The organism is Tenacibaculum sp. DPLXC6 (assembly GCF_056815515.1).
This window is the reverse complement of record NZ_CP141806.1, coordinates 2,727,967-2,740,901: the sequence shown is the minus strand read 5'-3', so window position 1 is coordinate 2,740,901 and position 12,935 is coordinate 2,727,967. Positions and strand designations below refer to the sequence as shown.

Sequence of the window (12,935 nt, the reverse complement as noted above, 5' to 3'; positions counted from 1 at the left end):
ATGCGTTTATAAAACACCTAAAAGCCAGCCCCAAATTTCTAAGATATTTGACTAAAAAATTAAATTATTAATAATGAGTACAGTTGAAACTATAGAAGAAGTTATTAAAACAGGATCTTGTAATTTAACGAGTTTTGAAAAGATTGAGGAAATTTCTAAACCAAAGGTTAGTATTGATGGGGCTTATCTTTTAATTTATAATTGGCCAGACGATCCCAGTGGTGCTAACACTACTATTCACGTTGATCTTACCTATTTATTTATACATAACGACCAAGAATACAAAGCTGTAACAAGAACAAAGTTTTATGATTTTGATGTTGCTAAGTTTGAAAACTTACCTAAAAAATACTTTATAACCGAATATCATAAATTAGTAGAGCAAGCTTTGATATTATCTAAACAAAAAATAGAAGAAAAATTTGAAGAGCCTTTAAGCTCTATTATTCCATTTAGTTTTAACCGAGAAGATTCTATTTTATTAGCTATAAATGCAGGATATTCTAGACAGATTGATTACGTATAGGCACCCAAACTAGGTGTTGATGATTCCCCTAACTCTCTCAGTTATCAATGTGCATACATTGGTAACTGATTTTTTAGTCCTTTAATACAAATTCATACAGTTTACTGCTTCCTATTTTATCAGCTTCATCTGTTATATAAAGAGTTCTTTCATCTTTAAAAGTAACACCTTCTTTTTGAGAAATATGATTGAATGTGTGTTCTTTTACGTCTCCACTAAAAAAATCGTCTCCGTTAAAATTGGTAAATACTAATACAGATTGATGTGTTAGCAAAACCACTTTTTGTTTATCTGGTGATATTGCTGCTGCTGTTATTGCACAATGAACATCGTTACAGTTTACATACTCTGATATATACTGAGCTGTATAATCACCTTTTGTAGCTGGAACTTTGTATAACATTGTTTTTCCGTGCTTATTTTTAACTCTACTTTTTGTAAAAATATATAGAGCTCCATCTTTATAAATTAAAGACTCTGCATCAAAAAAACGGTCTTTCTTTTTAGGTGGAAACTTGGTTTGATTAGGGTATGAAAACTTTATTTTTTCTACCTCTATATTCTCTCCTTTTAACAAATCTTCTTCCTTAATTTTTAGAATTACTAAATTCTTTCTTTTGTTATTATTGTTTCCAAAATCGGCAATATATATGTTTCCATCGTCGTCAGAAGTTATGTCTTCCCAATCGTGGTTTTTTACTGCTAGTACTCTTTTTTGCAACATCTTACCTTGGTCACTAACTTTAAACACTTTAGCTGCATTACCACTATCGTTATGCATCCATAACATGTTTAAGTCGTTGCTTTTCTCTACTCCTGAAACTTCTTTTAAATCTCCCGATAAATACGACACTAGCTTCAGTTGTCCATAATTGGTACAACTGGTAATTAATAAAATGGTTAGAAACAGGAAGAGTAGCTTTTTCATAAAAATCAAATACTTTATTTGTAAAAATACTGAATTAGTAACTCTTTTTATATTTTCTTTTCTACAAAAAAGGCTCCTGAGTTATTCAGGAGCCTTTGATATGTTCTTATAATATATAATTAAAAGGTTACTGTTTTCCCTATACTATTTGAATAGGTTTTATTGGTAACAGTATCAACAAAGTTCCAATCAGTTTGTATACCTGCAGCTATTACTGTAAGTTTCATATATCCTCTTTGAGATAAATTACCGTATTGTAAATCGTCTATTAACAAGCATAATGCAGCTTCTAAATCTGTTGCAGACGCTCCTAAATAGGTTTCTAATCCTGGTGACGATACTGAGCTTGTAGCTACCTCTACTGCTACTTTTTCTCCTGAATTATCTTTTAAATCGCTATACCACGCATTGTGAGTATCTCCTGCTAGTACTACTACATTTTTACTTTTAAAGCTTGCTAAAATACGTTCTCTTTCCATAAAATAGCCATCCCAAGCATCTAAGTTATATGGTAATACCGTTTCTATTCTTGCTTTTTCTTCTGCTGTTAAAGTAGGATCGTTTTGTAAAGCTCTTGTTTTAATCGTTACCAACTCTGTAATAGAGGTTTTAAGCAAACTAAACGTTTCTTCACTTGCTGATCCTGTAGCAGATACTTCTGCCAATAGTTTAGCTAAGAGTGTTAATAGTTCGGCAGGAATTAACATTTTTCCCATTAAAACTTGCTGTCCTATAATTTGCCACGTACTATTACTAGCTGCTAATTCACTTTCTAACCATCCTAATTGGGTAGTTCCTAAAAGTGTACGTTGCGGATTTAACCATGCTTGTTGAAAAGCTGCTGAATCAAATGCTCCATTTTCACCGTAAAATGCTGAATATTCTAGCTGCTTATCTCTTCCAATAATACGCGTATCTAACATAATTAAATCTACCAAACTTCCAATTTTCAAGTTTCTGTAAATAATTGAATTATCTACAAGATTCGTCATGTTAGGTAAGTATTCGCTGTATGCTTTTAACGCACTTTGTTTTCTTGAAGTAAAGCTTCCTTCATCTTCTTGATGGTTTTCAGCTCCGTCTTTATAAGTATCGTTTGCTACTTCATGATCGTCCCAAACACAGATAAAAGGTTTTCTTCTATGTAACTCTTTTAATTGCTCGTCTGAACGATATTGACGGTAACGAGTACGATAATCATCTAACGAAATAATTTCTCCTTTAGGCTCAGGTGTTCTAAACGAACCGTAAGTGTTCTCACCATACTCATAGATATAATCTCCTAGATGGATTACAACATCTGCATCAGATTTTTTTATCTCTTCGTATACGTTAAAGTAACCGTAAGCAAAGTTTGCACAAGATGCTACTGCTAACTTTACTTCACTAATTGATTCGCTAAATGTTAGGGTTTCTCCTACTGGTGATGTTGCTTTATCGTCAGCACTTACAAAACGGTAGTATAATTTTTGTCCTGCATCTAAGTCTTTAATTTCAACAGCTACAGTAAAGTCTCTTGAAGCATCGGTAGTTACTTCTGCTTGACGAACAACATCTTTAAAATTTTTGTCTTTTGCTATTTGCCAAATTAAGGTTGCCGAAGTTTGTTTGGTGTTATAACGAGTCCAAATAATAACTTGTGAGTTTGTAGGATCAAAACTAGCAACGCCTTGCTCAAAGTTTTTCTCTGCTAAGTTATCTGGAATTGGTAATTCATCAATATCATCATCTTTACAACTAATAAAATTAGGGACTAAAAGTAGTCCTCCAGTTGCTAATAATGAGTTTCTTAAAAAGCTTCTTCTTTTAATGTTAGTCTTCATACGTAAGGGTCATTTAATTTCCCTGCATAAGTACTATTTCAACATTGCTTTAACGTTAACTAACCTTTACTAAATAAATGAAGTTACTACCAACCTCCAGTAGCGCCACCGCCGCCAAAGCCGCCGCCGCCGAAACCTCCTCCGAAGCCTCCACCACCTCCGAAGCCTCCTGACGATCCTCCACCGAAGCTTCCTCCGCCAAAACCGCCTCTTCCTGCGTTGCTTAAAATAATGGTTTCTAAAATACCTCTTGCAACATCTGATTTCCTGTAGCCTCTTCCACCACCACGGTTTCCTCTACTACCGCTTGAAATAATGATAAAAAATACTATAAGAATGATGATAAAGATAATAAAGCTAAAATCTGTTTTTTTAGATTGTTTTCTAGAGCCTTTATATTCACCACTCATTACCTTAAAAACAGCATCTACTCCACTGTTTAACCCAGCGTAATAATCGCCTTGTTTAAAGTAAGGGATGATGTCGTACTCTATAATTTGTCGAGAAACATAATCGGTTAATAAGTGTTCGGTTCCATAACCTGTTCTGATGGTTATTTTACGATCATCTTTTGCCAGTAACATGAACACTCCGTTATCCTGCTCTTTGCTTCCTCCTATTCCCCATTCATGCGCCCAATTGGTAGCTAAATACCCTATTTCTTCACCTTCGGTTGAACTTATAATTGCCACTACTACTTGTGTTGAAGTAGTATCAGCATATTTAATTAGCTTATTTTCTAAACTTTTCTTTTGATTGGGTGATAAAAGGTTGATATAATCGTAAACACTTGTTTGCTCTTTAGGTGTATCAGGAATTTGATACCCTTGTGAGAAAAGAGTGTGTCCGCTTAAAAATGCAATAAAAAAAAGAACAACTTTTAAGTTCTGCAACTTGTTTGTTCTTTTATATAATGACGTTAATTTTCTTATCATGTTTCTTCCTTCTGTGAAGGTTTTAGCCTTTTGATATTTCATTACTTAGCTCATCTTCATCATCGGTAGTCCAAGGGAAATGAGCCTTTAATTCTTTTCCTGCTTTCAGCACACCATCTATAATTCCTTGTTTAAAGTTTCCTTGTTTAAACTGATTTTGGATGGCTTCTTTAGTTGTTTCCCAAAAATTTGTAGGAACAACTGCATTAATACCTTCATCACCATAAATTACAAACTTATGATCATCAACAGCAATGTATATTAATACACCGTTTCGCTGTTGGGTATTAAACATTTTAAGCATTTGAAATACTTCTAGCGCTCGGTCATAATGAGAAACCTCGGTAGTTTTTTCAATATGTACACGAATTTCACCAGAAGTACTTCGTTCTGCTTGCCTAATAGCTTGAACGATTTCCTCTTCTTCTTTGGCAGTAAGAAAATCTTCTACTTTAGACATATTTTTTAGAATTTAAAATCTACATCAGGAGCATTTTCTGAACCTGCATCTGATTTGTAACGCGTCATTTCTGTTAAGTTAAACATACCTGCTAGCATGTTTCCTGGAAACATTTTAATGTGCTTATTGTAAACATTTACAGCTTCGTTGTAACGATCACGTGCTACATTAATTCTATTTTCTGTTCCTTCTAACTGACTTTGTAATTCTAAGAAGTTTTTGTTTGCTTTGATATCTGGATAACGTTCTACAGACACTAATAACTTAGATAAAGCTCCGCTTAACCCTGTTTGTGCTTGTTGAAACTGTGCCATTTTTTCTGGCGTTAAATCACCAGCATTAATATTTACTGAAGTTGCTTTTGCTCTTGCATTAATTACGTCTGTTAACGTGCTTTTTTCAAAATCGGCAGCTCCTTGTACAGTCTTAACTAAATTACCAATTAAATCGTTTCTTCGTTGGTAAGAACTCTCTACATTAGACCATGTAGTTTTAGCATCTTCTTGGTATGTTACTGCTGTATTATAAAATCCTTTCGCCCATGAATAAATTCCAAATACTAGAACTCCTATAATAATTAAAGGCACTAACCATTTTTTCATAATTTTTGATTTTTTGTAATTATAATTGATTTTTGATTTTTATTAACTCTGCTTTTACAGTTTCTAATCTACTAATAATTTCCTGATTATTTAAGACTCCCTCTGGGTTTTTCTTTAGTTTTTGTTTTGCTCCATCTAAAGTAAATCCTCTTTCTTTTACAAGGTTGTAAATAATTTTAAAGTTTTTTACGTCCTCTTGTGTAAACAACCGATCGCCTTTGGCATTTTTTTTAGGATTGATAATTTCAAACTCTTTATCCCAAAATCGTATAAGTGAGCTATTCACCCCAAAAGCTTTTGCAACTTCTCCTATTTTGTAATATCGTTTATCGGGTAAGTCTACATACATTTTTCACAGCTTGTTACGTGTTTAGTCATACGACTGACCTTTTTGTTGTGAAGCTTTTTGCATGGCTGCAAACTCTTCTGGAGTTAAATCTCCGTAATAATAGTAAATAGGGTTTACAGGTCTTCCGTTTTTATGCACTTCGTAGTGTAGGTGTGGTGCTGCCGAACGACCAGTGTTTCCTACATAACCTATTAAATCACCACGTTTTACTTTTTGTCCTCTTCTGGCTAAAATTTTACTCATGTGAGCATAAATGGTTTGGTATCCATATCCATGATCTATATAAACCACTTTACCAAAAGTAGAACTTCTGTGCGCTTTTTTAACAATACCATTTCCTGATGCAAAAATTGGTGTACCTGTTGGCGCAGTAAAATCCATTCCGTTATGCATACGCCACGACTTTAATATAGGGTGTAAACGCATTCCATAACCTGATGCCATTCTTTTTAAGTCTTGGTTTTTTACAGGCTGAATAGCAGGTATTGAAGCTAACATTTTTTCTTTTTCTTTGGCTAGCTCAACAATCTCATCCAACGATTTTGATTGTACTACCATTTGTTTTGATAAAATGTCTAACTCCTTAGTTACTTTCTTTACCATTGAACTATTATCAAAACCGTCTAAGTGTTTATATCTGTTAACACCTCCAAAACCAGCTTTTCTTTGCTCTTCTGGTATTGGGCTAGCCTCAAAATATGTTCGGTAAATATTGTTATCTCTTTCTTGTAAATCGGTTAAGATTTCAGCGCTTTCTTCCATTTTTTTTGAAAGTAACTCATAATGTAATTTTAAGTTTTCTAATTCTCTCTTTTGAGCTCGCTCTTTTGGAGACATTAAAAACTGGCTAAAACCTATAAAACCAAAAAAAGCAATTAATAAAAAACTAAGTAGCCCAAAAAAAGTTTTCTTATACTTTTCACTTCTTTTAACCTCTATCTTTCTATATGATAAAGTGTCTGGGTCATAATAATATTTTACTTTTGCCATAATGCTAAATGTACTATTTTTGTGCTTTTTAAATTAAGCATCCTTAGAGGGGATGTACAATTTGAAAACTCACAAATTTACAAAATCTTTTAAAACTTCTTTTTATAAGCAGTTTTTTAAACATATTTTAACAAAATCCAGATACCCAGAGTTGTATGAAATCTCAAGATATTAGAGCTAAATTTTTAGATTTTTTTAAATCAAAACAACACGAAATAGTTCCTTCAGCACCAATGGTGTTAAAGAACGACCCTACTTTAATGTTTACCAACGCTGGTATGGTGCCATTTAAAGAGTTTTTCTTAGGAAACTCAACTCCTAAAAATGGTAGAGTTTCTGATAGCCAAAAATGTTTACGTGTTTCTGGTAAACATAATGACTTGGAAGAGGTTGGTTACGATACTTACCACCACACCATGTTTGAAATGTTAGGTAACTGGAGTTTTGGTGATTACTTTAAGAAAGAAGCTATTGCTTGGGCCTGGGAATTATTAACTGAAGTTTACAAAGTAGATAAAGACATTTTGTACGTAACTGTTTTTGAAGGTGATGAAAAGGACGGTACAAAAATGGATCAAGAGGCATACGATATTTGGAAGCAATACATTGCTGAAGATCGTATCTTAATGGGTAATAAAAAGGATAACTTCTGGGAAATGGGCGAGCAAGGTCCTTGTGGTCCGTGTTCTGAGATCCATGTAGATATTCGTTCTGCTGAAGAAAAAGCTAAAATTGATGGTAAATCATTAGTAAACGAAGATCACCCTCAGGTTGTTGAAATCTGGAACTTAGTATTCATGCAATACAATCGTAAAGCAGATGGTTCTTTAGTTGAACTTCCTGCGAAACATATTGATACTGGTATGGGATTTGAGCGTTTATGTATGGTTTTACAAGGTGTTCAATCTAATTACGATACTGATGTATTTACTCCTTTAATTCGTGAGATAGGAACAATTACTGGTGCTAAGTACGGAAAAGATGAAAAAATTGACATTGCTATTCGTGTAATTGCCGACCACGTTCGTGCTGTTGCTTTTGCTATTGCAGACGGTCAATTACCAAGTAATAATGGTGCTGGTTATGTAATACGTAGAATTTTACGTCGTGCTATTCGTTATGGTTTTACTTTCTTAAACCAAAAAGAGCCTTTTATTTATAAGTTAGTAGAAACTTTAGCATACCAAATGGGAGGTGCATTTCCTGAAATTAGAAAACAAAATACTTTAGTACACAATGTAATTAAAGAAGAAGAAACTTCTTTCTTACGCACATTAGATCAAGGGTTATTATTATTAGACCAAGTTATAGCAACTACTAATGGTAAAACTGTATCTGGTAAACGTGCTTTTGAATTATATGACACCTATGGGTTCCCTTTAGATTTAACGCAGTTAATTGCTCGTGAAAAGGGGTATGAAATTAATGAAGAGGAATTTAATGCAGGTATGAAAGCTCAAAAAGAGCGTTCTCGTGCAGCTTCTGCAAGTGAAACTGGTGATTGGGTTGTTTTACTAGACGATGATGTTGAAGAATTTATTGGATACGACATACTAGCTACTAACGTAAAACTTACTCGTTACAGAAAAGTTAGTACCAAAAAAGGTGGTGACCAATATCAACTGGTATTCAACATGACTCCTTTTTATCCAGAAGGTGGTGGACAGGTTGGTGACAAAGGATATATTGAATCTCCTAATGGTGATATTATTTACGTGCTTGACACCAAAAAAGAGAACAATGTTATCATTCACTTTACTAAGAATTTACCTAAAAACTTAAACGAAACTTTTAAGGCTGTTGTAAATAAAGAACATAGAAGTTTAGCTGCTAGTAATCACTCGGCTACTCACTTATTACACCAAGCTTTACGTACTATTTTAGGAGATCATGTAGAACAAAAAGGTTCGTTGGTTAGTCCTGATTATTTACGTTTTGATTTTTCTCACTTCTCTAAAGTAGACAATGATCAATTAGAGGCTGTTGAGGAATTTGTAAATGCTCGTATTCGTGAAAATCTTCCATTACAAGAGCAAAGGAATATACCAATGCAACAAGCTATTGACGAAGGTGCTGTAGCTTTATTTGGTGAAAAATATGGTGATAGTGTTCGTACCATTCGTTTTGGGCAATCGATGGAATTATGTGGAGGTACGCACGTACAACAAACTGGTGATATTTGGTATTTCAAAATAAAATCGGAAGGTGCTGTTGCTGCAGGAATTAGAAGGATTGAAGCAATTACTAATGTAGCTGTTGGTAATTATTTTGAAGATGTTGAGCGTAATTACGATGCTGTAAAACAGTTATTAAAGAATCCTAAAGATGTAACCAAATCAGTTAGTAGCTTACAAGACGAAAATGCTGCTTTAAAAAAGCAAGTTGAGCAACTATTAAAAGATAAAGCTAAAAACATGAAAGGCGAACTTAAAAACCAATTACAAGAGGTAAATGGAGTTCAGTTTTTAGCAACTAAAGTAGATTTAGACCCTAACAGCATTAAAAACTTATTATTTGAGTTAGGTGGAGAAATTAACAATTTATTTGTGGTATTTGCTACTGCCCCTTCTGCTGAAAAGGCTATGTTAACTTGTTATATTTCTAAAGACTTGGCTAATGAAAAAGGATACGATGCTGGAAAGGTTGTTAGAGAATTAGGAAAACTAATCCACGGTGGTGGTGGTGGACAAAATTTCTTTGCAACCGCTGGTGGTAAAAACCCTGGAGGCATACCAAAAGCATTAGAGAGAGCAAAAGACTATATCGCTTAATACATACTAAAAAAGGTTCAGAAAATTCTGAACCTTTTTTATTGCAGTGCATTTTTATATGTACTTATCGCTCGTTCTCTAGCAAACTTGTGTTCTACCATTGGTTGCGGATAGGTTAGCTCATCAAAGTCTTTTACCCACTTTCTAACATATTGTAAGTCTTTATCAAACTTTTTTAACTGTGATTCTGGGTTGAATACTCTAAAATATGGGGCTGCATCGCAACCCGTACCTGCTGCCCATTGCCAATTCCCATTATTTGCTGACAAGTCATAATCCAACAGCTTTTCTGCAAAATACGCTTCTCCCCAACGCCAATCTATTAATAAATGTTTGCATAAAAACCCAGCAGTAATCATTCGTACTCTGTTATGCATGTATCCTGTTTCATTTAACTCTCGCATGCCTGCATCTACCATAGGATACCCTGTGTTACCTTCACACCATTTTTTAAACTCTTCTTCGTTGTTCCTCCAAGGAACTGCATCGTACTTTTGTTTGAAGTTCTGGGTAACTACTTTTGGAAAGTGATATAAAATCTGCATAAAAAATTCACGCCAAATCAGTTCACTTAAAAAAGTTTGGTTGGTTTTTAAAGCAAATCGAACCATTTTTCGAGTACTTACCAATCCGAAACGCAGATATGGCGACAAGTATGAAGTTTTATCTTCAGCAGGAAAATCTCTCACCTCATCATACGAATCCAAATTAGATAAGTTATATTGTTTTACTTTAATTGTACTTTCTTCAAAACCTATGGAAGCTAATGATGAAAATTCAGATGAAAACTGATAAAAGTTAACAAAGTCGATCGTAAAATCTTGTGTATCTTTCTTTTCAGAAAAGTTTTGCAACCATTTGTTTTTATAGGGAGTAAAGACCGTATACGGAGTTCCATCGTTTTTCAAAACTTCGTTTTCTTCAAAAATTACTTGATCTTTAAAAGCATTAAATATTATTCCTTTTGATGTTAAAAAGTCAGCTATTTCCTTGTCTCTTTTAATTGCGTAAGGTTCGTAATCTTTATTTGTGTAAACTCCCTGAATCGTATATTCTTCTAGAAGTTCCCCCCAAACTTCTAAAGGCTTTCCTTTTTTTATTATAAGAGATGATTGATGTTTTCTTAACTCTTTATCTATCTTTTGTAGCGTTTGATAAATAAACGTTACACGCGCATCATTTTTAGGAAGATTTTCTAAAATATCTTCATCAAAAATAAATAATGGTATTACCTTATGACCTGATTGTAGGGCTTCATGTAGTCCTTTGTTGTCTTCTAAACGTAAATCTCGACGAAACCAAAAAAACGATACTTTATTTTCCATTAAATAATTTTTCTAACGTACTGTAACGATGTTCAAAAATTCCTTTTAACTGCCTTTTTATAAAGATTGACTGGGCTATGTGTCCTAAAAAACCAAAAGGTATTTTGTATGATATTTTGTCTTTCATCAATGTTTTTCCATTTGGCAACTCTTCAAACCAGTGTTCGTGATGCCACATGCTATAAGGACCGAATCGCTGTTCATCTATAAAAAACTGTTGTTCTTTTACTTGTGTTATTTCAGTAACCCAACTAGACTTAATGCCTGGTAAAATCCCTACTTTGTAGGTAATTATTTGCCCTGCATACGCTTTTTTATCAACTTCAGAAGTAATTTGAAACCCCATATGTGAAGGAGTTATTTTTTGTAAGTTTCCTGGAGAACTAAAAAAACCCCACGCTTGCTGTAACGGAACGTTTAAAGTTTGCTCTGTTGATAAAGTATAAATTCCTGAATGTTTTTTGAAATGAATCATTATAACAGTTTGGTGATTTTCTTACTCATTGGTTTGGTGATTGAATAAAAAACATCAATTAGCCTTCCTTCTTCATCTACCAAATATTTTTGAAAATTCCATTTTACTGAAGAACTCATTTTTCCATTTTTCTCTTTTTGTGTTAACCATTGATACAACGGGTGTTGATTTTCTCCTTTAACCTCAATTTTTTCTGTCATAGGAAAATCTACTCCATAGGTTACACTACAAAATGATTGAATTTCTTTTATTGTTCCTGGTTCTTGCCCTCCAAATTGATTACATGGTAAACCTACAATTACTAACTTATCTTTGTGTTTTGAGTATAGTTCTTGTAAACCTTCATACTGATTTGTAAAGCCACATTTTGATGCTACATTTACAAATAGTATTTTCTTTCCTTTAAATTGATTAAGGTCTAATTTTTTTCCATCAATTCCCTCTATTTTTATATCGTATAACGATTCTTTAGGAGCAACTGTTTGTGCTTTTCCTGAAAAACTAAATAATGCCATGATTAAGAATATTTTTACTGTGTTCATTTTATTGAATTGCTATTTTTATTATTTCTAACGAAAATTTTTCGTCTTTTTTGTTTCCTATTAAAACTGCTACTTCTTTTATTTGGTTAGCAGAAAAATTACCAAAGCTTAACTTTCTACCTCTAAAAGCGGGATAAAATCCTTTTAGTGGTAGTACAATTTCTTGTTCTTGTTTGTTGGTTCTGAATGCTTGCACATAAGAATAACGTTGAGATTCGTCTGACTTTAATCGTAATTGATATTGCTTATCATCTCCTTTTACTCTTAATATAATTTTTGAATGTTGGTTATTTAAATTTATAGCTGTTGACATTTTGGTCATAGCAAACCCTCCATTATTCTCAGTTGAAACTCTTCCTGAGAAAACAAGATTTCCTTCATTATTAATCTTAACGGATGAATTAGAAACGCCGCCCATTACAGTATCGTTAGTGATATACCACTTTTGTGTGTTGTTGTCTTTGTCAAAAATTATAATTTCATCATTCAAACACATAAGAAAACTTAGAATTAAAAACCATTTCATTTTCTACATTTTTACACTTACAATTCCAGCATCAATGGGAATTATTTGTCCTGTCATTGACGCAGCTCCGTCTGAAAGTAAAAAGGTTACTAATCCTGCTACTTCTTCTGCTTTTAAATATTTTTTTAGCGGATGCCTGTTTTGTAAACTTTCTTGTTGTTTTTCATTTCGTAATAAACGAGCAGCCAATGGTGTATCGGTTACTGTAGGAGCAACGGCATTAAATCGGATTTTAGTTGCATATTCTGCCGCTAATGATTTTGTTAGTCCTTCAATTGCTGATTTACTAGTTGCGATACTTGCATGAAAAGGCATTCCTAAAAACGAAGCTACAGTACTAAACAACACAACGCTTCCATTATTTTTTGTCAAAGCCCCTTCATAAGCTTTCAGTGTTTTAATTGCTCCTATTACGTTTATTTCTAAATCAGCTTGAAAATCAGCTATTTTTAATCTTGAAAATGATTTTAAATTAATGCTTCCTGGGCAATATACCAATCCATGTACTTCCTCTAACTCTGGAAGTTCATCTTTTGTTATATCACAAGTGTAATGTGTTATATGTTGATGAGTTTCTGGTTGGGTTCTACTTATATTGATAATTTTATGAGTGTCTTTTAAATCATCAATAATTGCTTTACCAATGCCGCTACTGCCTCCTACTACTACAATTGTTTTCATAA

General features: G+C 33.3%; 14 protein-coding genes. 2 read left to right on the top strand and 12 right to left on the bottom strand.

What is annotated here, in order from left to right; translation table 11 throughout:
* Positions 1-73 precede the first annotated feature (73 nt).
* The gene (locus VCM48_RS12475) at positions 74-526 is read left to right on the top strand and encodes a hypothetical protein (RefSeq protein WP_482270714.1); all 453 of its coding nucleotides are present in this window, start codon (positions 74-76) and stop codon (positions 524-526) included.
* A 73-nt stretch (positions 527-599) separates the two neighbouring features.
* Here VCM48_RS12475 and VCM48_RS12470 read toward each other — a convergent pair whose 3' ends face one another.
* From VCM48_RS12470 to VCM48_RS12440, 7 genes are all read right to left on the bottom strand, one after another.
* Positions 600-1,454 (bottom strand): SdiA-regulated domain-containing protein, encoded by an 855-nt coding sequence (locus tag VCM48_RS12470; protein ID WP_482270713.1) that lies wholly within the window; start codon positions 1,452-1,454, stop codon positions 600-602.
* Positions 1,455-1,573: 119 nt separating this feature from the next.
* Positions 1,574-3,277, bottom strand: coding sequence for an alkaline phosphatase D family protein (locus VCM48_RS12465; RefSeq protein ID WP_482270712.1), 1,704 nt, complete (start codon positions 3,275-3,277; stop codon positions 1,574-1,576).
* Between the two features lie 86 nt (positions 3,278-3,363).
* The gene (locus tag VCM48_RS12460; RefSeq protein ID WP_482270711.1) at positions 3,364-4,254 is read right to left on the bottom strand and encodes a TPM domain-containing protein; all 891 of its coding nucleotides are present in this window, start codon (positions 4,252-4,254) and stop codon (positions 3,364-3,366) included.
* On the bottom strand, positions 4,235-4,672 hold the full coding sequence (locus VCM48_RS12455) for a TPM domain-containing protein (RefSeq protein WP_099215775.1): 438 nt from the start codon (positions 4,670-4,672) through the stop codon (positions 4,235-4,237). The genes VCM48_RS12460 and VCM48_RS12455 overlap by 20 nt, the downstream gene beginning before the upstream one ends.
* Before the next feature lie 5 nt (positions 4,673-4,677).
* A complete protein-coding gene (locus tag VCM48_RS12450) occupies positions 4,678-5,274 on the bottom strand; it encodes a LemA family protein (protein WP_415414118.1) in 597 nt (198 codons plus the stop codon).
* 19 nt (positions 5,275-5,293) lie between these two features.
* Positions 5,294-5,623, bottom strand: coding sequence for a MerR family transcriptional regulator (locus VCM48_RS12445; protein ID WP_047790038.1), 330 nt, complete (start codon positions 5,621-5,623; stop codon positions 5,294-5,296).
* Positions 5,624-5,644: 21 nt separating this feature from the next.
* Positions 5,645-6,613, bottom strand: a complete 969-nt coding sequence (locus tag VCM48_RS12440; protein WP_099215773.1) for a M23 family metallopeptidase — start codon at positions 6,611-6,613, stop codon at positions 5,645-5,647.
* A 155-nt stretch (positions 6,614-6,768) separates the two neighbouring features.
* Between VCM48_RS12440 and alaS the strand changes: the two genes are divergently transcribed.
* A complete protein-coding gene (gene alaS / locus VCM48_RS12435) occupies positions 6,769-9,384 on the top strand; it encodes an alanine--tRNA ligase (RefSeq protein WP_274640768.1) in 2,616 nt (871 codons plus the stop codon).
* 38 nt (positions 9,385-9,422) lie between these two features.
* On the opposite strand, the gene VCM48_RS12430 is transcribed toward alaS, so the two are convergent.
* From VCM48_RS12430 to VCM48_RS12410, 5 genes are read right to left on the bottom strand one after another with little or no spacing between them, the layout of a single operon-like run.
* Positions 9,423-10,709 (bottom strand): cryptochrome/photolyase family protein, encoded by a 1,287-nt coding sequence (locus tag VCM48_RS12430; RefSeq protein ID WP_482270710.1) that lies wholly within the window; start codon positions 10,707-10,709, stop codon positions 9,423-9,425.
* Positions 10,699-11,184 carry an SRPBCC family protein gene (locus VCM48_RS12425; RefSeq protein WP_482270709.1) on the bottom strand — a complete coding sequence of 162 codons (486 nt, stop codon included), beginning with the start codon at positions 11,182-11,184 and terminating at the stop codon, positions 10,699-10,701. The genes VCM48_RS12430 and VCM48_RS12425 overlap by 11 nt, the downstream gene beginning before the upstream one ends.
* Positions 11,184-11,726: a glutathione peroxidase gene (locus VCM48_RS12420; RefSeq protein WP_274640771.1), complete on the bottom strand. Its 543-nt coding sequence runs from the start codon at positions 11,724-11,726 to the stop codon at positions 11,184-11,186. Before VCM48_RS12420 ends, VCM48_RS12425 begins: the two co-directional genes overlap by 1 nt.
* A 1-nt stretch (position 11,727) precedes the next feature.
* Positions 11,728-12,252: a CIA30 family protein gene (locus tag VCM48_RS12415; protein ID WP_482270708.1), complete on the bottom strand. Its 525-nt coding sequence runs from the start codon at positions 12,250-12,252 to the stop codon at positions 11,728-11,730.
* A gap of 3 nt (positions 12,253-12,255) precedes the next feature.
* Positions 12,256-12,933, bottom strand: coding sequence for an SDR family NAD(P)-dependent oxidoreductase (locus VCM48_RS12410; RefSeq protein ID WP_482270707.1), 678 nt, complete (start codon positions 12,931-12,933; stop codon positions 12,256-12,258).
* Positions 12,934-12,935: the final 2 nt, after the last annotated feature.